Origin of the sequence: Bacillus sp. A1, assembly GCF_042296235.1 — a bacterium.
Classification (GTDB): Bacteria; Bacillota; Bacilli; order Bacillales; family Bacillaceae; genus Bacillus; species Bacillus velezensis.
In genome coordinates, this window is record NZ_CP141181.1 from 1133750 (window position 1) to 1154436 (window position 20687).

Genomic DNA, 20687 nt, shown 5'->3' on the forward strand with positions numbered 1-20687 from the left:
TATTTTTTATGTCGTGTGTTTTCCGGTATCGGGTTAAAAAGGAAAAAAACGGACGTAAGGCATGATATAATAGACCGGCTGCATGCGAGGGAGGAACCCATGAAGAAAAAATTACTTCTCATTATCCTTAGCATTCTTGTTTATACGGCGCTGTTCGCTGTTTCCGCTTTTCACAAAGAGCCGGAGCAGCAGGCAGGGACAATGACGGATGTCAGCCGTCTCATGCCCGTGAAAATTAAGCAGACGGTCAAAGGAAAAGAGAAAGAAACATTGATCGAAACCATTAAGGAAGCAAAGAGAAAGCATCTGAAGATCTCAATCGCAGGCGCCCAGCACTCAATGGGCGGCCAGACGTATTATGAAGACGGTATCGTTCTCGACATGACGGGCTACAACAAAATACTCGGTCTCGACCGAAAGAAAAAAATCATCAGAGTGCAGGCGGGAGCGACGTGGAATGATATTCAGCGCTATGTCAATCCGTACGGGCTCGCGGTAAAAGTCATGCAATCGCAAAACATTTTTACGATCGGCGGCTCACTGAGCGCCAACGCCCACGGCCGGGATATCCGGTACGGTTCGCTGATTGATACGGTCAAATCGTTTCATCTTTTAAAGGCGGACGGCACAATCATCACCGTTACTCCGAAAGATGACCTGTTTTCAGCCGTCATCGGCGGCTACGGCCTGTTCGGCGTCATCCTTGACGCGGATATTGAGCTGACGGATGATGAACTTTATGAAATGAAAACGAAACGCATGAACGCTGATACATACAGTCAATATTTTACGCAGCATGTTCAGCGCAACCCCGCCGTGCGCATGCATCTCGCGCGGATCGCAACAGGGGATAAAGGCTTTTTGCATGACATGTATGTGACTGATTACACGCTCTCAGACAATCAGAAAGAATTAAAGCAGCACAATGAACTGAAAGAAGATGAGCATCCGGCGCTGACGAAATTCGCGCTTGGCCTCTCCCGCCGGTATGACTGGGGCAGAAATTGGTTCTGGTCAACCCAGCAGTCTTATTTTCTCAGCCAAAACGGCGTGAAAGTCTCCAGGAACAATGTCATGCGGTCAGAGTCGAAATTTTTGGAATATGAAAACACGGACAACACCGACGTGCTACAAGAATACTTCGTGCCCGTCGGCGAATTTTCGCCGTACATTCATGATTTACGCAAGACGCTGTCACATGAAGATTTCAATCTCGTAAATATTACGATCCGCTACGTGCAAAAAAATGAAAAAGCCGATCTGTCATACGCAAAGGAAGACATGTTTTCACTCGTTCTTTTAATCAATGAAGGGTTTTCAAAAGACAGCCAGGCGAGTGCGGCGCGGATTGTCAGAAAAATGACGGATACGGCACTGCGCCACCGCGGCAGTTATTATCTCCCGTATATGCTGTACCAAACGAAAGAGCAGATGCGCGAGGCATATCCGAAAAGCGATATGTTCTTTCAGAAAAAACACAAATATGATCCGGATGACTTGTTTATGAATTATTTTTATCAGAGGTACAAATCATGAAACACAACCATTTAAAATGGCTGATCCTGTCTCAGAGCAGTGTCTTTTTTGCCGGCAGCCTGATCTTTCCGTTTTATATTTTATTTATTAAAAACATCGGTTCCAGCTACACGCAATTCGGTCTCTCATACGGCTTGTTCGGCCTGAGCGGCGCATTGATTCATCCGCTGCTCGGCCGGCTGTCGGCAAGACTGGACCCCCGCTGGTTCCTTATGGCAAATTCGTGGGGGATGGCGGTGCTTCTTCTGACGCTCCCGCACATTACCGGCGTGCACCAGGTTTATGTTGTGCAGGTGCTTTTGGGCCTGTTCGGCGCGATGCAAAAACACGGCGAGAAAATCATGATCGCCGATTACACCGACGGCGGGGAGCGGGGAAAAAAAGTCGGCAGCTATCATTTCTGGACGGCCGTATTTTCAGCTGCCGCCATTATTCTCGGCGGGTTTCTCGCTGATTTCTTTACGGTTTATATTATTTTTTACGCCAGCTCCGTGCTGTTTTTTATAAGCGGGCTGATGATGCTGAAGAAAACAGGCTGATCCGATCAGCCTGTTTTTCTTATGGAACTCCCTCGAACGAGAGGGAGTTTTTTTGTCCGCAAAAGCAGATGGAAAATGAATGAAAAAATATTAAATATACAATTGAATTAATTTTTATTCATGTTATAATGTTAAATAATTTCACAAAAACCAAGAAGGTGAACCCGTTGAAAATAGGTATTATAGGCGCTACTGGTTATGGAGGCGCCGAACTTGTCAGGATTCTTAACCATCACCCTTATGCAGAGGATTGTATATTATATTCATCGAGCGACGAAGGAAAAGAATATGCCGCTTCATATCCGCATTTGAGGAATATAGCGTCACAATCACTTCAGCCGCTTCACATAGAAACGATCCGAAACGAAATTGATGTCATGTTCATAGCCGCGCCGCCCGGCGTCTCCGGAGAGTGGTCGCCCAAGCTGGCGGAGGCGGGCATCCCGGTCATTGATCTATCCGGCGATCTGCGGATTCAAAACCCGGCCGTGTATGAAAAGTGGTATAAGCGGAAGGCCGCTCCGGAAGAAACGATTCAAAACGCGGTTTACGGTTTAGCCGAACTGCAAAAAAAAGAGATTCAGACTGCAAAGCTGATTGCCAATCCGGGATGTTTTCCGACGGCTGTGCTGCTCGGGCTCGCCCCGCTGGCGAAGAATAAGCTTTTACAAGATTCATTTCTGATTGTTGATGCGAAAACAGGCGTATCCGGCGCCGGCCGAAAAGCATCCATGGGCACTCATTATTCTGAGCTGAATGATAATTTCAAAATTTATAAGGTTAATGAGCATCAGCATACTCCGGAAATTGAACAGCAATTAGCGGCTTGGCAGCCCGGCACAGGCCCGATCACGTTTTCCGCTCATTTGGCGCCGATGACAAGGGGCATTATGGCGACGATGTATACGGAGGCTCCCCCGGGTATGTCTGCTGCACAGGTAAGAGAATTGTATTCCGAATTCTACAAAGATTCATATTTTGTCAGAATCAGGCCGGAAGGTGAATTTCCGGCGACGAAAGAGGTATACGGCAGCAATTTTTGTGATATCAGTGTCACTGTGGACGAAAGAACAAACCGTGTCACCATCGTTTCTGTCATAGATAATCTGATGAAAGGCGCCGCAGGGCAGGCGGTTCAAAATTTAAATATCATGAATGGCTGGCAGGAAGAAACGGGACTTACGATGACGCCAGTCTATCCATAGAACGAAAGAGGGATTCAAAAATATGATTCAGCTGAGTGAGGAAATCACGAAAATAAAAGGCGGCGTATCCTCGCCGAAAGGGTTTGAGGCAAAGGGCGTGCACTGCGGTCTGCGCTATTCAAAAAAAGATCTCGGAGCGATTATCAGCGAAGCGCCTGCAGTCAGTGCAGCGGTATATACGCAGAGCCATTTTCAGGCAGCGCCGCTGAAAGTGACGCAAGCCAGCTTGAAAAAAGAGGGTGTGCTTCAGGCGGTTATCGTCAACAGCGCGATTGCCAACGCCTGTACGGGAGACCAAGGATTAAAGGACGCCTATGAAATGCGGGACGGCTTCGCGAGCCAGCTCGGCATTGAGCCGGAACTCGTTGCGGTTTCGTCAACCGGGGTGATCGGCGAGCTTTTAGATATGAAAAAAATTCAAGCGGGCATTGAACAGCTCGGTCAAGCGCCGTCCGTGTCCGGAGCATTTGAAGAAGCCATTTTGACGACGGATACAGTGACGAAACAGACGTGTTATGAACTGGTGATCGGCGGAGACATCATCACGATCGGCGGAGCGGCGAAAGGCTCCGGCATGATCCACCCCAACATGGCGACAATGCTCGGCTTTGTCACAACGGACGCGGCCGTGGAAGAACAGGCGCTCAAAAACGCGCTCAGAGAGATTACGGATGTTTCATTTAACCAAATCACCGTTGACGGAGAAACATCGACGAATGACATGGTGCTTGTGATGGCGAACGGCTGCGCGGGGAATGATTGCCTGACGGAGCAGCACCCTGACTGGCCGGCTTTTAAAAAGGGATTAAAGCTTGTATGCGAAGACCTTGCCAAAGATATTGCCAGAGACGGTGAAGGAGCGACGAAATTAATTGAAGCCAGAGTCGAAGGCGCGAAAAATAACCTTGAGGCGAATATTATCGCCAAAAAAATCGTCGGTTCAAGCCTTGTGAAGACCGCCGTTTACGGCACAGACGCCAATTGGGGGCGCATCATCGGCGCAATCGGGCACAGTGCGGCAAGCGTAACGGCCGAACAAGTGGAAGTTTTCCTCGGCGGCCAGTGTCTGTTTAAAAACAACGAACCTCAGCCGTTTTCGGAAACTGATGCCAAGGAGTACTTATCAGGTGATGAGATTACGATTGCAGTCCGCCTGCAGGAAGGCTCCGGCAGCGGCCGGGCATGGGGCTGTGACTTAACCTATGATTATATCAAAATCAATGCGAGCTATCGCACATAACAAAGGGGAGCGGCATGAAGAAAACCATCGTTTTTAAGTGCGGCGGAAGCGTGATCCGCGAGTTATCCGCCGATTTTTTTCAAAATGTAAAAGAGCTTATGCAATCGGGCTGGAACATTGCCGTCGTGCATGGCGGCGGCCCGGACATTTCAAGAATGCTGAAAACATTGCAGATTGAAACGGAATTTGTCGATGGACAGCGGAAAACGACCAAACCGGTGCTGGAAACAGCGGAAATGGTCTTGTCAGGGACGATCAATAAATTTTTCGTAACCGAACTCGCGAAAAACGGGCTGAAAGCCGCGGGAATATCAGGAAAGGACGGCGGTCTCCTTCAAGCATCCTATCTTAATCAAGACAAATACGGAGAAGTCGGCGAAATACAAAAAACCGATCCGTCAATCATACACGCATTAATGAAAGCAGGCATCATTCCCGTTATCGCTCCGCTTTCCATGACAAGTGATTTCGAAACGCTGAACGTCAACGCAGACGCCGCGGCATCGGCCGTCGCTTCAGCCTTACACGCCGACAAACTTTTATTTGTCACGGATGTCGAAGGAATTATGGACGGAGAGAACAGGCTGGATACTTTGACGCCGCAAGAGATTCAGGTCCTCATCGATGACGGCGTGATTTCAGGAGGGATGATTCCGAAGGTAAACTCGGCATTATCGGCACTGAGTGAAGATGTCGAGGAAGTGATGATCGTAAACGGAAAAGGAGCGTTTTTCACCGATCAAGCCTTCCAAGGAACAAAAATCGTCAAAGAAAAGGAGAGCGTGTCATGAGCAGTTTATTTCAAACCTACAGCCGCTGGCCCATAGATATCAAAAAAGCGAAAGGGACAATCGCAGAGGATGAAAACGGAAAAACGTATCTCGATTTTATTCAGGGCATCGCCGTTTCCAATCTCGGCCATTGTCATGATGAGGTCACAGAAGCGGTGAAAGAACAGCTTGACAGCGTATGGCACGTTTCCAATCTGTTTGAAAATGATCTTCAGGAAAAAGCCGCGGCAAAGCTTGCCGAACTTAGCGCGGGGGATCTCGTTTTTTTCTGCAACAGCGGGGCCGAAGCGAATGAAGGCGCCATTAAGCTTGCCCGTAAAGCAACGGGAAAGACAAAAATCGTAACATTTCATCAATCCTTTCACGGACGGACCTATGCGGGGATGGCCGCCACCGGACAAGACAAAATCAAGACCGGTTTCGGACCGATGCTTCAAGGCTTTCACTATCTTCCGTTCAATGATCCGTCGGCATTCAGTACGCTTTCAAAAGAGGATGATATCGCCGCCGTCATGCTTGAGACGGTGCAGGGAGAAGGGGGAGTCAATCCCGCCGATCCGGAATTCATCGAAGCCTTACAGACATTTTGCAAAGACAAACAGGCGCTGCTTATCGCAGACGAGATTCAAACCGGAATCGGCCGGACGGGCAAGGCATTCGGCTATGAGCATTTCGGCATCTCTCCGGACATCATCACTGCTGCGAAAGGGCTTGGAAACGGTTTTCCCGTCGGAGCCGTGATCGGCAAAAAGAAGCTTGGAGACGCCTTTACGCCGGGTACGCATGGTACGACTTTCGGCGGCAATAAGCTTGCCATGGCAGCTGTGAAAGCAACCTTGGACATTGTGTTTCAGCCGGACTTTCTCCAGGCGGCGGCAGACAAAGGATCATTTTTAAAAGCGCAGCTGAACCGTGAACTGACAGGGCCTTTTGTAAAAGAAATCCGCGGAAAAGGGTTATTAATCGGCATTGAATGCGCAGGTCCCGTGTCCGGCATTATCGGAGATTTGCAGGAACGCGGACTTCTCGTGCTTCCGGCCGGACCGAATGTCATCAGGCTGCTCCCGCCGCTTACAGTTTCTGAAGAAGAAATGCTGTCGGCCGTCAGTATGCTGAAAGCAGCGATCGAAGCGCATTCGGCAGTGAAACGGTAATTTTTTTTCGATATAAGAGTATAAAAATTCATATTTTTAATTAATTATTCATCAAGAGGTGGGCTTTAGATGAAAGGCTATTTAGTATTGGAAGACGGAACATCATTCGGCGGTGAACTTGAAAAAGAGGCCCGCTGTGTTGGCGAAGCGGTTTTTTTCACCGGCATGACGGGTTATCAGGAAGTGCTTACAGACCCGTCATATAAGGGCCAGATCATCGTCTTTACGTATCCGCTGATCGGAAACTACGGAATTAATGAAAAAGACCTTGAAAGTAAGATTCCTCAAGTCAAGGCTGTTGTCGTCTATGAAGCGTGTGAACATTTTTCTCACCATGAAGCAGTTTCAAGCTTGAGAGAGTATTTAAATAAATGGAACATCCCGCTCTTAACCGAAGTGGACACACGGGCCGTCGTCAAAACCATCCGCTCCGGCGGCACGATGAACGCTGCCGTGTCAACAACAGGAGAAATTCCCACAGCATCCGGAACAGAAAACCCGGCGGAGCTGGCGCAGTCTGAAGACATCACGTCAATGGGGAACGGAGACCGGCATATCGCGCTGATTGATTTCGGTTATAAAAAATCAATCGCCTCGTCACTTGTAAAGCGCGGCTGTAAAGTAACGGTCATTCCGTATCAGCAGATGAACGCCGTTTATGACATTCAGCCTGACGGAATCGTGCTTTCAAACGGCCCGGGCGACCCGAAAGCGATTGCGCCGTACATGAACCGGATTACATCATTACTCAGTGATTTCCCCGCACTCGGCATTTGCCTCGGGCATCAGCTGATTGCCCTGGCTTTCGGAGGAAATACGTATAAGCTGCCGTTCGGCCACAGGGGTGCCAACCATCCCGTCATTGACCGGAAAACGAAACGGGTGTTTATGACAAGCCAGAACCACAGCTATGTCGTTGATGAAGCATCAATTGACGAAAACGAGCTGTCCATCAGATTTCATCATGTCAATGATACATCAGTGGAAGGGCTCATTCACAAGCGCCTTCCCGTATTAAGCGTCCAGTTCCACCCTGAAGCTCACCCCGGACCGGCTGAGAGCGAGTGGATTTTTGATGAATTTCTAGAGAAAGTGATACCAGCAAGGAGAGAAATCGCTCATGCCTAAAGATACAACCATTTCCAGCATATTAGTCATCGGCTCCGGCCCCATCATCATCGGCCAGGCGGCAGAATTTGATTATTCAGGAACGCAGGGCTGCATGGCTCTGAAAGAAGAAGGATACCGCGTTATTCTAGTCAACAACAACCCGGCAACGATTATGACGGATGAGGCGTTTGCCGATGAAATATATTTTGAACCGCTCACAACCGACAGCATCGAGGCCATTATTGAAAAAGAAAAACCGGACGGTCTGCTTGCCAATTTGGGCGGCCAGACGGCATTGAATTTAGCCGTTAAGCTTGAAGAAGCAGGCGTGCTGAAGAAGCATCACGTCAAGCTCTTGGGAACATCGGTGGAAACCATTCAAAAAGGCGAAGACCGGGAGCAGTTCCGCGCCCTGATGAAAGAGCTCGATCAGCCCGTTCCGGAAAGCGAAATCGTCGACAACGAAGAAGACGCCCTCCGTTTCGCTGAGTCTATCGGATTTCCGGTCATTCTGAGACCGGCGTACACGTTAGGCGGAAAGGGAGGCGGAATCGCGAAAACGAAAGAAGCGTTTCAGACGCTTATTAAACAGGCGCTGTTAGCAAGCCCGATCAGCCAATGCCTCGTCGAAAAAAGCATCGCCGGTTTTAAAGAAATCGAATATGAGGTCATGCGCGACAGCAATCATACATGCATCACCGTCTGCCATATGGAAAACATCGATCCCGTCGGCGTGCATACAGGAGACTCCATCGTCGTCGCACCGTCCCAGACGTTAACGGATGAAGAATATCAGATGCTGCGTTCAGCAAGCCTGGCGATTATTTCGGCGCTGGATGTGGTCGGCGGCTGCAACATTCAATTTGCGCTGGATCCGTTCAGCAAACAGTACTATGTCATTGAAGTGAACCCGCGTGTCAGCCGTTCATCGGCCCTCGCGTCAAAAGCGACCGGCTACCCGATTGCCAAAATGGCGGCGAAACTTGCCGTCGGCTATACGCTCGACGAACTGAAAAATCCGCTGACGGGCTCTGCTTATGCAAGCTTTGAACCGGCGCTTGATTATGTCATCGTCAAATTCCCGCGCTGGCCGTTTGATAAATTTAAACATGCCGACCGCACGCTCGGAACGAAGATGAAAGCGACGGGAGAGGTCATGGCGATCGAAAGAAATATGGAAGCGGCCATTCAAAAAGCGGCGGCCTCCCTTGAGCTGAAAACGATCGGCACCCGCCTGCCTGAACTCGGCGGCTGTACGATCAATCAGCTGTGGGAATTAGCGGTAACGCCGGATGACCGGAGATTTTTCGTCGTCATGGAACTGTTAAGCCGCGGTGAAACGATAGAAGACATCCATGCCAAAACGAAAATTGACCCGTTTTTTCTCCATGTATTCCGAAATATCATCACATTGGAAAACAAGCTGATGGAAGAAGGGGATCATCTGTCTGTCCCGCTTTTAAAGCAGGCGAAGGTAAAGGGCTTCACGGATGTCATGATCGCATCTCTCACGGGAAAAACGGAAGAAGACATCCGTGCTCTCAGAAAGAAAACAGGCATCGTCCCGTCGTTTAAAATCGTAGATACATGCGCCGCTGAATTTGATGCCAAGACGAATTATTTCTACTCCACCTACCTCGGGGAAAGCGACGGAGATATCAGCCGAAAAGAGAAAAAACGCGCCCTCATCATCGGCTCCGGCCCGATCCGCATCGGTCAGGGAGTGGAATTTGATTACAGCGCCGTCCACGGCGTTCTGACCCTGCAAAAGCTGGGGTATGAAACGATTATGATCAATAACAATCCGGAAACAGTAAGCACGGATTATGAAATCGCCGACCGGCTTTATTTTGAACCGCTGACGACAGAACATATTTTGAACGTGGCGGAACATGAAAACATTGATTTTGCCATCGTCCAATTTGGGGGACAGACCGCGATCAATGCCGCTGAACCGCTGGAAAAAGCGGGCATTCCGCTGCTCGGAACATCCTTTGAAACCCTTGATGCGCTGGAGGATCGGGATCTGTTTTATCAGCTGCTTGATGATCTTGACCTGAAACATGCCAAAGGCGAAACCGCTTATTCAAAAGAAGAAGCAACGGAAAAAGCAAGCCGAATCGGCTACCCCGTGCTGATCCGTCCGTCTTATGTCATCGGTGGGATGGGCATGATCATCGTTGATTCAGAAGCGCAAATGTCAGAACTGCTGGAAAATGAAGCGGGCATGCCGTATCCGATTTTGATCGATCAGTACATTACAGGAAAAGAATTGGAGATCGATCTGATTTCCGACGGACATGAAGTATTCGTGCCGACTTATACAGAGCACATTGAACGCGCCGGCGTCCATTCGGGCGACAGTTTTGCGATTCTTCCGGGTCCGTCTGTCACACCTGATATGCAGCGTAATATAAAAGAGGCCGCCGAAAAAATCGCGGTAAAACTGGCTTTTAAAGGCATCATGAACATTCAGTTTGTCATTGATGACAAAGGAGATATTCTCGTTCTTGAAGTGAATCCGCGGGCAAGCCGCACGGTTCCTGTCGTGTCTAAGGTGATGGGGGTGCCGATGATCCCGCTTGCCGCCAGATTGCTGGCCGGCGCTTCCCTTAAAGACATCAAGCCCGAGGTTCAAAATCAGCACGGAACGGCAGTGAAATTCCCGGTTTTTTCTTCTCACGCCATTCAGGATGTGGACGTAAAGCCCGGGCCGGAAATGAAGTCGACCGGAGAAGGCATGTGTGTCGCGTTTGACGCAGAAAGCGCCCTGAAAAAAATCTACGCGCACGTCTGGGAGAAAAAAGGCAGCATCTATCTGGAAGGCTGTGATGCGGAATTGGAACGTCAGGCTCAAGAGGCGGGATTTACGGTATGCAAAGATGCGTTCCCGGCATGGGCAGAGCGAAAGGATAAAGCGGTCCATATCAATTTCAATCACTCTGAAGAAGCGCGTAAACAACGGATCGAAGCCATGACGCACGGTGTGACGGTCTTTACTGAACCGGAAACCGTAAAGGCATTTTTAGAAAGCGGCTCCGGCAAACCTCAGCCTGTATCGCTCAAAGATCTTTATCAAAAGGAAGTGGCATCATGCACACAATAAAAGCGGAACACACATTAACCCATTTGTACGGAAAAGATTTTCTTTCCTTAAAAGATGTCAGCCCGTCAGACATCAATGCGCTTCTGACAGAAGCTTCATTATTAAAACAACATCCGATACAGCCGATTTTCCAAGGGAAAACATTGGCGATGATTTTTGAAAAATCTTCAACCCGCACGCGTGTGTCTTTTGAAGCGGGAATGGCCCAGCTCGGGGGAACGGGACTATTTCTTTCAAGCAGCGACCTGCAGCTTGGGCGGGGGGAGACGGTCGCGGATACGGCGAAGGTGCTGTCCGGCTTCGTTGATGCCATTATGATCCGCACCTTTGAACATGAAAAAGTCGAAGAGCTTGCCGAGCATGCAGACATTCCCGTCATAAACGGGCTGACCGACCGGTATCACCCGTGTCAGGCACTCGCGGATCTGTTAACGATACAAGAAATAAAAGGAAAATTAAAAGGAGTAAAAGCCGCCTATATCGGTGACGGAAATAATGTGGCGCATTCACTTATGATCGGCTGCGCAAAAATGGGCTGTGACATTGCGATTGCTTCGCCGAAAGGCTATGAAGTAGAGGAAGAGGCGGTGAATGCCGCGAGAGAAGCGGCGGCTGTTTCCGGAGCGAAAATCACCCTTACCGAAAATCCGCAGGAAGCGGTGCAGGATGCAGACGTGATTTACTCCGACGTCTTCACGAGCATGGGGCAGGAGGAAGAGACGCAGCAGCGGCTGAACGTGTTTGCTCCGTATCAAGTCAACGCCTCACTCGTCAGTCTCGCCAAACCTGACTATACATTTTTGCATTGCCTGCCCGCGCATCGGGAGGAAGAGGTCACGTCCGAGATTATCGACGGCCCGAACTCTGCGGTATTCCAGCAGGCGGAAAACCGGCTTCACGCGCAAAAAGCGCTCCTGAAAGCTCTTCTTTACAAACAGGATGAACAAAAAAACCGCTGAATCTCATTCAGCGGTTTTTGATATTTCTCCGCATACAAGCGCATACTACATAAAAAAGAAAAAGGAGGAAATGACGTGGGACAGCAGCATCAATTCCGCCCGGGACAAAAAGCGCCGAATAACGGTGTGTACGTTGAAATCGGCGAAACGGGAAGCATGGTCAAAAATCCGCAAAAAATCAAGCTCACAGTGGGAGAAATGTTCCCTGAAACTTCAAACCACAACAGATTGTGGACGTATCAACGAAAACCGTGAACACAAAAAAACCTGCTGAATAGCAGGTTTTTTTATTTAATGCTGGCTTGCATCCTGTTTGACAGGCATGATCTCCGCAAGAACAAAGACAAGCACTGCAATAACTACGGCAATAACGGATGATTGCTTGAAATTGTACGCCGCGCTGTTCATGGAGGCGACCAAATAACAGGCCATATGTGTTAAAAGGAACGTCCAAATAAAACCGATAATAAACCGCACGTTTCCACCTCGTCCTTCATTTTATTCTACGTTGTATCATACCATACATAAAGCGCGGGCGGAAGGTCATTTTCTCATCAAAAAGCGCGCCTGAACCTGACATTTGCCCGCCTGTCAGGCCGTCTGAAGGAAAATTCGGTTCCCGTACTCGGGATAATAGCCAAAACATAGCAGCAAATAGGAGTTTATCCGATCCGTTTTCATTCTTCTTACATATGATAGCCAATAGAGAGATTAGGAGTAAAAGGAGGCGGGCAGGCATGGGGATAACGGAAAGATTCTTCCAATTCGGATCTGAGCTGAACGTCATCCATCTGCCGTATCGGCCGAACGGCTTCTGTATCTTTATTCTGGGGGACAGAACCCACTTTGTCAGCCGGGACTCAAGCTTTTGGCTCGAACATGAAGGGAGAAACCAGCTGTTAAATACGATGCTTGACAGAGGGTACACCATTTTCAACAGCAATTTATACGGACGGCATTGGGGTTCGGAAAAAGCCGTCCTTTACGCCAGACAGCTGATTCATTATGTGCTGAAACAAGAAACCCTCAATCCGAAAATACACTTGCTCGCAGAAGGCATGGGCGCCCTCATCGCCGATCAATTGCTGCAGTCTTCACCGGAGCATATCCGTTCAGCCGCAATGTTAGATCCTTGTCTTGATCTTCAAGCACATTTTGAATCAGAGAAAGAAAATAAGTTTTTTTATAAGCAGTTTCTGAGGGAAACGGCACAAAGCTTCGGTGTTTCTGAAAAAGAGGCAAGCTCACTGAGCTATCAGACCATTACCGGCTGCCGCACCCGCGCGCCGGTACATATATGGCAAAGAACGACCGGAGCGCCGTACCCGTACACCCTGCATGCGAACGCGTATAAAGAAGCCCGGGAAAAAACCGGAAGCAAGACTGATATCACGTATCACCTGCTTGAGAACCCTGCGCGCATGTACAGAGCCATCTGCCGGTTTTTCCGCAGTCATGAAAAAGACCTGTAATGAATAGAATACAACAGCCATCTCTTTTCAGAGGGCTGTTTGGCTTGTGTGTGAATGAAAAACCGGAAAGGCGGCAGATGTGATGAAGACAGCGCTGATCATTGGAGCAGATGAATTTCTCGGCCTTTCATTGTGCGAACGGTTGATGGATGAGGGTGTGCATGTTGATGTCATTTTGGCAGAACCGGAGGACAAAACGAGGCAGCTGTATTTAGAAGAACGATTAATGTGGCTCGCGAGAAACGGGCTTTTTCAAATAATAGATGAAATCGGTGAAAAGGAATACGATCGTATCTGCGTCCAATACGGGAGCGGGTGTCTGCCTGAAGAAAGGGCTGAGCCTTTATATTGGATTGTTTACAGTGAGGATCACGGAGACTGGGAAAAAAACGGTCAGCGGGATACGGCAAAAGCGATTATTCTTCCTCCCCTTTACGGTCCTTGGACAGAAGCAAAAGAAGATGGCGAAAGCAGGATCTTTTTAGAAGACGCAGTCTGCGGGCTGATGAATCAGCTTGAGGCTGACGGCACAGAAGACGAAAATCAGATTATTACCCTGGAAATAAAAGAAAAAACACAAAAAACGGAAGCGGAAGAAAAAATTAAAGAGTGGAAAAGACAATTATCATCAATATTCGACATTTTTTAAGAAATACCTTCCATGTTATGTGCATTACCGCTACAATAAACGTATATCAATTTATACATGTTATGAGTTTGAAAAGGGGTTGAACATGGCTTGATCACCAGGCTTGTCATGACCTTTTCTGTCCTCCTTTTATTGAGCGGATGCGCACAAACTCCGTTTAAAGGAAAAATTGAGAAGGTCGGAATGCTTTTTCCCGATACCATCAGTGACTTGGTATGGGGCACAAAAGGTTACAAAGGTTTATTAGCGATACAATCTGAATTTAACGTTGACGTTTATTATAAAGAAAATATCAGATCCGATGAAGATATTTTAAAAGCGATAGATGATTTTCATAAAAAAGGAGTCAATCTTTTATACGGGCACGGAAATGAATACGAGGAAATCTTCAATATGATCAGCAAGGATTATCCCGACATGGAATTCGTCGTCGCAAACGGAACGGCGAAAAGCGATAATGTCACAAGCGTTCATCTTATGGGAGAAGCAATGGGCTTTTTCGGGGGAATGACGGCCGCCCATATGTCAAAAAACAATGAGGTCGGCGTCATCGCCTCTTTTTTGTGGCAGCCTGAAGTAGACGGCTTTATCAAAGGAGCGAAATATGAAAAGCCTGATATCACCGTCAATACTGAATTTACGGACCACTGGGATAACGGCAATGAAGCGCTGCATCTTTACGAGAAGTTAAAAGCGGAAGGCACGGATGTTGTATATCCGGCCGGAGACGGGTATAATGTTCCTGTCATTCAGCAAATCAAAAAAGACGGGCTTTACGCCATCGGCTATGTCGCCGAGCAATCGAATCTCGGCAAAAACACGGTGCTGACAAGCACGGTGCAAAACGTAGATAAAGCCTATACATTAATTGCCGAGCAATATAATAAAGGTACGCTCAAGAGCGGAGATCACAACTTCGATTTCAGGGAAGGAGTCGTTGAAATGGGGACGTTCAGCCCTCTGGTGGACAAAGCATTTCAAGACAAAATCTCAGACCTTGTCAAAACGTATAACAGAACAAATGAACTGCCGTCAAATGAATAGAGGTGGATACACATGCAGCATGAAAAGTCTCTTGAATTTATGCAGATCGCGATGAAATACCTGCCGGAAGCAAAGGCGGAGCTTGAGAAATCCGGCATAGATCTGTCTATGGAAATGATTCAGCCGTTTATGGACCTGTTTACATCGGTCATGGCGGAAGCATATGAGCTTGGCAGATCTGATGCCGGAGAGCTGAATAAATAAAGAGAGCCACTTTTCATGAAGTGGCTTTTCACATGATTTTTTTCTTTATAGCGGACACCATCGGCGCGAAGTCTTTAAATACGGGCTTTAATTGATCCAGAGAGTTCATGATGGACCCCAGCTGATTCATCACGTGGTTGTAATCGATCTCTTCTTCGTTTTCAGCCTGAGGCTGCTCCGGGTTTTCTTCCGGTTCTTTATCCCGGTCTCTGGAATCGCCGAACATCATTTTGGAGAAAATATCCATAGTGAAGCCTCCTTTCGTCTTCCTTTTATTCTATGAGGAGAAGCGTCCGATAGTTTAGACGAATATATTGCCAACAGAAAAAAAATAGGGTAGAATTAGTACCTGATACTAATAATTGATCATAACTAATTAGTTTTAAATTCATTATAAAAAAGGAGTCTTTCCAATGAAAGCTGGAATTCTTGGCGTCGGCCGTTACATCCCGGAAAAAGTGCTGACAAATCATGATCTTGAACAAATGGTAGATACATCGGACGAGTGGATTCGTACGAGAACAGGTATAGAAGAAAGAAGAATCGCCGCGGAAGATATGTATTCATCCGGCATGGCCGCTGAGGCAGCGCAAAAAGCGCTTGATCAGGCCGGCATTTCCGCTGAGGAGCTTGATATGATCCTCGTGGCGACGGTTACTCCTGACCAGTCTTTCCCTACCGTTTCCTGTATGATACAAGAGAAGCTCGGGGCCAAAAAAGCGTGCGCGATGGATATCAGCGCCGCATGTGCGGGTTTTATGTACGGTATCGTAACCGCCAAACAATTCATTGAATCGCAAACATACAAACATGTCCTCGTGGTCGGCGTGGAAAAGCTCTCAAGCATTACCGACTGGGACGACCGCAATACGGCTGTGCTGTTCGGAGACGGAGCCGGAGCGGCGGTCATCGGACCGGTCAGCGACGACAGAGGCATACTGTCATTTGAGCTCGGAGCAGACGGTACAGGCGGTCAGCACTTGTACTTAGATGAAAAAGGGCATACAATCATGCATGGAAGAGAAGTATTCAAATTCGCCGTCCGGCAAATGGGTGAATCGAGTGTAAATGTCATTGAAAAAGCCGGCCTCTCCAAAGAGGACGTAGACTTTTTGATTCCGCATCAAGCAAACATCCGCATCATGGAAGCGGCACGGGAACGTTTGGAGCTTCCGGTTGAAAAGATGTCTAAAACAGTCCATAAATATGGAAACACATCCGCAGCATCCATTCCGATTTCATTAGTAGAGGAACTGGAAGCAGGCAAAATTAAAGACGGCGACGTCATCGTCATGGTCGGTTTCGGCGGAGGATTGACATGGGGCGCCATAGCAATACGCTGGGGACGATAAAAAAAAGTGAGGTGCACACAAGATGAGTAAAAAAAGAGTAGTCGTTACAGGGCTTGGAGCCCTGTCTCCGCTTGGCAACGACGCCGAAACAAGCTGGAAAAATGCAATCGGCGGCGTATCCGGAATCGGACCGATCACACGTGTGGAATCGGACGAGTATCCGGCGAAAGTAGCTGCTGAACTGAAAGATTTCAATATTGAAAATCACATGGATAAAAAAGAAGCGCGAAAAATGGACCGCTTCACGCAATACGCTGTCGTAGCCGCGAAAATGGCCGTTCAAGATGCCGGTCTGAACATCACAGACGAGATCGCGCCGAGAGTCGGCGTTTGGGTCGGGTCCGGAATCGGCGGTCTTGAAACGCTTGAATCCCAATTCGAAATCTTCCTGACAAAAGGGCCGAGAAGGGTCAGCCCGTTCTTTGTTCCGATGATGATTCCGGATATGGCGACAGGCCAAATCTCAATCGCTCTCGGAGCAAAAGGAGTCAACTCCTGTACGGTGACGGCATGTGCCACGGGAACGAACTCTATCGGTGACGCGTTTAAAGTCATTCAGCGCGGCGATGCCGATGCGATGATTACGGGCGGAACGGAAGCGCCGCTGACAAGAATGTCATTTGCGGGCTTCAGTGCAAACAAAGCCCTTTCTACAAATCCTGATCCGAAAACGGCAAGCCGCCCGTTTGATAAAAACCGTGACGGCTTTGTCATGGGAGAAGGCGCGGGGATCATCGTGCTTGAAGAGCTTGAGCATGCCCTTGCCCGCGGTGCGAAAATCTACGGGGAAATTGTCGGCTACGGCTCAACGGGTGACGCCTACCACATTACCGCGCCTGCCCAAGACGGGGAAGGCGGTGCGAGAGCGATGCAGGAAGCAATCAAAGATGCGGGCATCAAGCCTGAAGAAATTGATTATATCAACGCTCACGGCACAAGCACGTACTACAATGATAAATACGAGACAAAAGCCATTAAGACCGTTTTCGGTGATCATGCGTACAAGCTTGCCGTCAGTTCGACAAAATCAATGACGGGTCATTTGTTAGGCGCTGCCGGAGGAATTGAAGCAATCTTCTCCGTCATGGCCATTAAAGACAGCATTATCCCGCCGACGATTAACATCGAAACACCTGATGAAGAGTGTGATTTAGATTATGTACCGGACAAAGCGCGCGAGCAGGATGTCAACATCGTTCTCAGCAACTCGCTCGGCTTCGGCGGACATAATGCCACTTTGATCTTTAAAAAATATCAATAATACAGTTTTTGACCGGCTGCCTGAAAAAGGTGGCCGGTTTTTTTGTGCGTGCATATGATAACAACAAGAGGAGGCGAACGGTATGAGCGTCAAGCAGACATATCAATGGATGGAAAAGGCGGCATCCGTAAATGATCTGGCCCAGCATCTTTTGCCGCTTTTTTCAGGGGCCGATAAGAAAGAGTGGAAGCCGATACTCGGGATGCTGCAAAACCACGGCATGTTCCGCTATTTGAAGGACGGCGTTAGGACCAGTAAACGGCTGAAAGAAAAAGGATGCTACAGCCATATTCAAAAGGAGGAAGCCTATTTAAAGGAGAAGTGGAACGGGCCGGACGTGCCGATCGTAGTTTTGCCCGTCGATGAACGAAATCGGAAAATCCGTCAGGAATTCGGGTCAAAATCCGGTCTGGCCTTTCGGGACAAAATGTTCCTCTTTCTATCATCGGATAGTTCCAATTCAGCTGTATCCGCCCTTATGACACATGAATATAATCACGTCTGCCGGTTAGAACATGTGACAAAGGACGAAAAAGATGAGACATTCCTTGATACAATCATGATGGAGGGACTGGCAGAATATGCTGTATATGAGCGGTTCGGCTCAAGTCTTACGGCGGAATGGACGTCCTACTATACGCCTGAGCAGCTTGATTTTCTGTTTGAAAAAAGAGTCAAGCCGAACCTCCGCTTAACGAGAGACAGCAGAATGTTTTCCCAGCTGTTATACGGAAAAGGATACTTCCCCTCAATGCTCGGCTATGCCGTCGGATTCAATATAGTAAAAAAATATTTAACCGACCATCAAAAAACAGTAAAAGAAGCATTGGCCATTCCTTCAAAAACCTTTCTGGAGGCAACGCTTTAATAGATTAAAACAATGGAAATTATTTAAGGATATTACATTTATCCTAAAAAATTCTTGCTTTTGTAATAATGATGTAATAATATACAACTATAAAATTTTTCGACTATTCTATATTTTGTGATAGCGAAACGTATGTTTCCCTCTGCTTCAGCGGAATGAGAAAGGGGCGTATCATGAGCACACTATTAGAAGTGAATAATTTAAAGACCTATTTTTTCAGAAAGAAACAGCCGATCCCCGCAGTCGACGGGGTTGATTTTCACATTAACAAAGGCGAAACCGTCGCTCTTGTAGGAGAATCCGGCTCGGGCAAAAGCATCACCTCGCTTTCTATTATGGGACTTGTCCAAGGCTCGGGCGGAAAAATTATGGATGGCTCGATTAAGCTTGAAGGCAGGGACCTGGCCTCCTTCACCGAAAACGAATATTGCAAAATCCGCGGAAATGACGTCTCTATGATCTTTCAGGAGCCCATGACTTCCCTGAATCCGGTGCTGACTATCGGCGAACAAATTACCGAAGTGCTTGAATACCATAAAAAAATGAATAAAAAAGAAGCGTCCAAAAAAGCCGTTGAGCTTCTGGAACTCGTCGGATTCTCCAGAGCGGAACAAGTGATGAAAGAATATCCGCACCGCCTTTCCGGAGGGATGAGACAGAGGGTGATGATCGCCATCGCGCTCAGCTGCAATCCGAAGCTTCTGATCGCTGATGAGCCGACGACGGCGCTTGATGTGACGATACAAGCCCAAGTATTGGAGCTGATGAAAGACCTCTGCAAAAAATTCGATACTTCCATTCTGCTGATCACTCACGATTTAGGTGTGGTTTCCGAAGCCGCCGACAGGGTGATCGTGATGTACTGCGGACAAGTCGTAGAGAGCGCGAGTGTGGAGGACTTATTTTTAAACCCTCTTCATCCGTATACCGAAGGGCTGTTAAACTCCATACCGGTGATAGATGGAGAGATTGATACATTAAAAGCGATCAAAGGCAGTGTCCCGACACCGGATAATCTTCCGGAAGGCTGCCGATTCGCCCCGAGGTGTTCAAAAGCGATGGACAAATGCAAAACAGGGCAGCCGGAGCTGATAACGCATGAAAGCGGCCGTTCTGTAAGATGTTTTTTATATGAGGAAGAGGGTGCCCAATCAAAATGACAGCTGCAGGCCAAGAAACGATTTTAGAGCTGAAAGACGTAAAAAAATATTTCCCGATCCGCTCCGGTTTTTTTCAAAGGAAAGTCGGTGATATAAAGGCTGTTGACGGTGTTTCTTTTTCACTGAAGCGCGGGGAGACGCTCGGCATCGTCGGTGAATCAGGATGCGGCAAATCAACGGCGGGAAGGACGATGATCCGTTTATACAAGCCGACAGACGGCCGGATTCTTTTTAAGGGGCAGGATATTTCCGGCTTATCTGAAGAAAAGCTGAGAAAAAGCGTCCGCAAAAACATCCAGATGGTCTTCCAAGATCCCTTCGCATCCCTTAACCCGAGGAAAACGCTGCGTTCCATTATTAAAGAACCGTTCCAGACTCACCATATGTACAGCATGAGCGAGCGGAACGAGCGAGTGGAGGAGCTGCTGGCGAAAGTCGGCCTTCATCCGAGCTTTGCAAACCGCTATCCGCACGAATTTTCCGGGGGGCAGCGCCAGCGGATCGGGATTGCGCGGGCTCTGACATTGAATCCCGAGCTGATTATTGCGGATGAACCCGTTTCCGCACTCGATGTCTCCATTCAGGCCCAGGTCATCAATCTGATGGAAGAACTGCAGGAAGAATTCAACCTGACCTATTTGTTTATTTCTCATGATTTGAGTGTTGTCCGCCATATCAGCGACAGAGTCGGCGTCATGTATCTGGGAAAAATGATGGAGCTGACTGAAAAACACGAGCTGTACGGCAATCCGCTTCACCCTTATACGCAGGCGCTTTTGTCTTCAGTGCCCGTCACGAGAAAAAAAGACGCCGTCAAGCGGGAACGAATCATCCTGAAAGGAGAACTGCCAAGCCCGGCAAACCCGCCGAAAGGCTGCGTGTTCCACACGCGGTGCCCGATGGCCAAACCGATCTGCAAGGAACAAATCCCGGCATTTGAAGAAGCCGCTCCCGGCCATTACGTCGCCTGCCATTTATATGCCTGAAATGACAAGCATCGAGAGGGGGTATGCCGGATTACATAACCAGTTTGCTGC

The 20687-nt window shown here is 48.3% G+C and carries 21 protein-coding genes; 19 read left to right on the forward strand and 2 right to left on the reverse strand.

The window, feature by feature from the left end; all coding sequences use genetic code 11:
• Positions 1–99 precede the first annotated feature (99 nt).
• From U2H13_RS05855 to U2H13_RS05900, 10 genes are all read left to right on the forward strand, one after another.
• On the forward strand, positions 100–1536 hold the full coding sequence (locus tag U2H13_RS05855) for an FAD-dependent oxidoreductase (protein WP_376700729.1): 1437 nt from the start codon (positions 100–102) through the stop codon (positions 1534–1536).
• Positions 1533–2075 (forward strand): MFS transporter, encoded by a 543-nt coding sequence (locus U2H13_RS05860; RefSeq protein WP_003155082.1) that lies wholly within the window; start codon positions 1533–1535, stop codon positions 2073–2075. Before U2H13_RS05855 ends, U2H13_RS05860 begins: the two co-directional genes overlap by 4 nt.
• Positions 2076–2242: 167 nt before the next feature.
• Entirely contained in the window at positions 2243–3280 is a 1038-nt protein-coding gene (gene argC / locus U2H13_RS05865) for an N-acetyl-gamma-glutamyl-phosphate reductase (protein WP_053285058.1), read from the forward strand.
• 22 nt (positions 3281–3302) lie between these two features.
• On the forward strand, positions 3303–4520 hold the full coding sequence (gene argJ / locus U2H13_RS05870) for a bifunctional ornithine acetyltransferase/N-acetylglutamate synthase (protein ID WP_017417439.1): 1218 nt from the start codon (positions 3303–3305) through the stop codon (positions 4518–4520).
• A 14-nt stretch (positions 4521–4534) separates the two neighbouring features.
• Positions 4535–5311, forward strand: a complete 777-nt coding sequence (gene argB, locus U2H13_RS05875; RefSeq protein ID WP_021494971.1) for an acetylglutamate kinase — start codon at positions 4535–4537, stop codon at positions 5309–5311.
• Positions 5308–6465 (forward strand): acetylornithine transaminase, encoded by a 1158-nt coding sequence (locus tag U2H13_RS05880; RefSeq protein ID WP_376700730.1) that lies wholly within the window; start codon positions 5308–5310, stop codon positions 6463–6465. The genes argB and U2H13_RS05880 overlap by 4 nt, the downstream gene beginning before the upstream one ends.
• 69 nt (positions 6466–6534) lie before the next feature.
• Positions 6535–7593, forward strand: a complete 1059-nt coding sequence (locus U2H13_RS05885) for a carbamoyl phosphate synthase small subunit (protein WP_128496563.1) — start codon at positions 6535–6537, stop codon at positions 7591–7593.
• The gene (locus tag U2H13_RS05890) at positions 7586–10681 is read left to right on the forward strand and encodes a carbamoyl phosphate synthase large subunit (RefSeq protein ID WP_376700731.1); all 3096 of its coding nucleotides are present in this window, start codon (positions 7586–7588) and stop codon (positions 10679–10681) included. The genes U2H13_RS05885 and U2H13_RS05890 overlap by 8 nt, the downstream gene beginning before the upstream one ends.
• Positions 10669–11640: an ornithine carbamoyltransferase gene (gene argF, locus U2H13_RS05895; protein WP_021494974.1), complete on the forward strand. Its 972-nt coding sequence runs from the start codon at positions 10669–10671 to the stop codon at positions 11638–11640. The genes U2H13_RS05890 and argF overlap by 13 nt, the downstream gene beginning before the upstream one ends.
• Before the next feature lie 75 nt (positions 11641–11715).
• Positions 11716–11895 carry a YjzC family protein gene (locus U2H13_RS05900; RefSeq protein WP_003155070.1) on the forward strand — a complete coding sequence of 60 codons (180 nt, stop codon included), beginning with the start codon at positions 11716–11718 and terminating at the stop codon, positions 11893–11895.
• Between the two features lie 36 nt (positions 11896–11931).
• On the opposite strand, the gene U2H13_RS05905 is transcribed toward U2H13_RS05900, so the two are convergent.
• Positions 11932–12117, reverse strand: a complete 186-nt coding sequence (locus U2H13_RS05905) for a YjzD family protein (protein ID WP_007409129.1) — start codon at positions 12115–12117, stop codon at positions 11932–11934.
• A gap of 260 nt (positions 12118–12377) precedes the next feature.
• Here U2H13_RS05905 and U2H13_RS05910 point away from each other — a divergent pair, with 260 nt between their 5' ends.
• The 4 genes from U2H13_RS05910 (at position 12378) to U2H13_RS05925 (ending at position 15009) form a co-directional block, all read left to right on the forward strand.
• The gene (locus U2H13_RS05910) at positions 12378–13112 is read left to right on the forward strand and encodes a hypothetical protein (RefSeq protein ID WP_014417405.1); all 735 of its coding nucleotides are present in this window, start codon (positions 12378–12380) and stop codon (positions 13110–13112) included.
• 82 nt (positions 13113–13194) lie between these two features.
• Positions 13195–13761: a hypothetical protein gene (locus U2H13_RS05915; RefSeq protein WP_110124641.1), complete on the forward strand. Its 567-nt coding sequence runs from the start codon at positions 13195–13197 to the stop codon at positions 13759–13761.
• Between the two features lie 90 nt (positions 13762–13851).
• Positions 13852–14805, forward strand: coding sequence for a BMP family ABC transporter substrate-binding protein (locus U2H13_RS05920; protein ID WP_014417407.1), 954 nt, complete (start codon positions 13852–13854; stop codon positions 14803–14805).
• Between the two features lie 12 nt (positions 14806–14817).
• A complete protein-coding gene (locus U2H13_RS05925) occupies positions 14818–15009 on the forward strand; it encodes a ComZ family protein (protein WP_003155061.1) in 192 nt (63 codons plus the stop codon).
• Between the two features lie 28 nt (positions 15010–15037).
• Here U2H13_RS05925 and U2H13_RS05930 read toward each other — a convergent pair whose 3' ends face one another.
• The gene (locus U2H13_RS05930) at positions 15038–15256 is read right to left on the reverse strand and encodes a hypothetical protein (protein ID WP_007409123.1); all 219 of its coding nucleotides are present in this window, start codon (positions 15254–15256) and stop codon (positions 15038–15040) included.
• Between the two features lie 166 nt (positions 15257–15422).
• Between U2H13_RS05930 and U2H13_RS05935 the strand changes: the two genes are divergently transcribed.
• The 5 genes from U2H13_RS05935 to U2H13_RS05955 all read left to right on the forward strand — a co-directional run bounded on the left by U2H13_RS05935 (position 15423) and on the right by U2H13_RS05955 (position 20636).
• Entirely contained in the window at positions 15423–16361 is a 939-nt protein-coding gene (locus U2H13_RS05935) for a beta-ketoacyl-ACP synthase III (protein WP_007409122.1), read from the forward strand.
• Between the two features lie 22 nt (positions 16362–16383).
• Positions 16384–17622: a beta-ketoacyl-ACP synthase II gene (gene fabF, locus U2H13_RS05940; protein ID WP_014417409.1), complete on the forward strand. Its 1239-nt coding sequence runs from the start codon at positions 16384–16386 to the stop codon at positions 17620–17622.
• Between the two features lie 82 nt (positions 17623–17704).
• Positions 17705–18490 carry a DUF2268 domain-containing protein gene (locus U2H13_RS05945; RefSeq protein WP_014417410.1) on the forward strand — a complete coding sequence of 262 codons (786 nt, stop codon included), beginning with the start codon at positions 17705–17707 and terminating at the stop codon, positions 18488–18490.
• Between the two features lie 173 nt (positions 18491–18663).
• On the forward strand, positions 18664–19650 hold the full coding sequence (locus U2H13_RS05950) for an ABC transporter ATP-binding protein (RefSeq protein ID WP_061862067.1): 987 nt from the start codon (positions 18664–18666) through the stop codon (positions 19648–19650).
• Positions 19647–20636, forward strand: coding sequence for an ABC transporter ATP-binding protein (locus U2H13_RS05955; RefSeq protein ID WP_014417412.1), 990 nt, complete (start codon positions 19647–19649; stop codon positions 20634–20636). Before U2H13_RS05950 ends, U2H13_RS05955 begins: the two co-directional genes overlap by 4 nt.
• The last annotated feature ends 51 nt before the right edge of the window (positions 20637–20687 follow it).

Excerpts from the sequence above, each read along its gene's own strand:
- U2H13_RS05860 (WP_003155082.1), top strand. The coding sequence starts at position 1,533 with ATGAAACACAACCATTTAAAATGGCTGATCCTGTCTCAGAGCAGTGTC.
- U2H13_RS05955 (WP_014417412.1), top strand. The coding sequence starts at position 19,647 with ATGACAGCTGCAGGCCAAGAAACGATTTTAGAGCTGAAAGACGTAAAA.
- U2H13_RS05925 (WP_003155061.1), top strand. The coding sequence starts at position 14,818 with ATGCAGCATGAAAAGTCTCTTGAATTTATGCAGATCGCGATGAAATAC.
- U2H13_RS05880 (WP_376700730.1), top strand. The coding sequence starts at position 5,308 with ATGAGCAGTTTATTTCAAACCTACAGCCGCTGGCCCATAGATATCAAA.
- U2H13_RS05915 (WP_110124641.1), top strand. The coding sequence starts at position 13,195 with ATGAAGACAGCGCTGATCATTGGAGCAGATGAATTTCTCGGCCTTTCA.
- U2H13_RS05890 (WP_376700731.1), top strand. The coding sequence starts at position 7,586 with ATGCCTAAAGATACAACCATTTCCAGCATATTAGTCATCGGCTCCGGC.
- U2H13_RS05935 (WP_007409122.1), top strand. The coding sequence starts at position 15,423 with ATGAAAGCTGGAATTCTTGGCGTCGGCCGTTACATCCCGGAAAAAGTG.
- U2H13_RS05855 (WP_376700729.1), top strand. The coding sequence starts at position 100 with ATGAAGAAAAAATTACTTCTCATTATCCTTAGCATTCTTGTTTATACG.
- U2H13_RS05885 (WP_128496563.1), top strand. The coding sequence starts at position 6,535 with ATGAAAGGCTATTTAGTATTGGAAGACGGAACATCATTCGGCGGTGAA.
- argB (WP_021494971.1), top strand. The coding sequence starts at position 4,535 with ATGAAGAAAACCATCGTTTTTAAGTGCGGCGGAAGCGTGATCCGCGAG.
- U2H13_RS05910 (WP_014417405.1), top strand. The coding sequence starts at position 12,378 with ATGGGGATAACGGAAAGATTCTTCCAATTCGGATCTGAGCTGAACGTC.
- U2H13_RS05950 (WP_061862067.1), top strand. The coding sequence starts at position 18,664 with ATGAGCACACTATTAGAAGTGAATAATTTAAAGACCTATTTTTTCAGA.
- argJ (WP_017417439.1), top strand. The coding sequence starts at position 3,303 with ATGATTCAGCTGAGTGAGGAAATCACGAAAATAAAAGGCGGCGTATCC.
- U2H13_RS05930 (WP_007409123.1), bottom strand. The coding sequence starts at position 15,256 with ATGGATATTTTCTCCAAAATGATGTTCGGCGATTCCAGAGACCGGGAT.
- U2H13_RS05945 (WP_014417410.1), top strand. The coding sequence starts at position 17,705 with ATGAGCGTCAAGCAGACATATCAATGGATGGAAAAGGCGGCATCCGTA.
- argF (WP_021494974.1), top strand. The coding sequence starts at position 10,669 with ATGCACACAATAAAAGCGGAACACACATTAACCCATTTGTACGGAAAA.
- fabF (WP_014417409.1), top strand. The coding sequence starts at position 16,384 with ATGAGTAAAAAAAGAGTAGTCGTTACAGGGCTTGGAGCCCTGTCTCCG.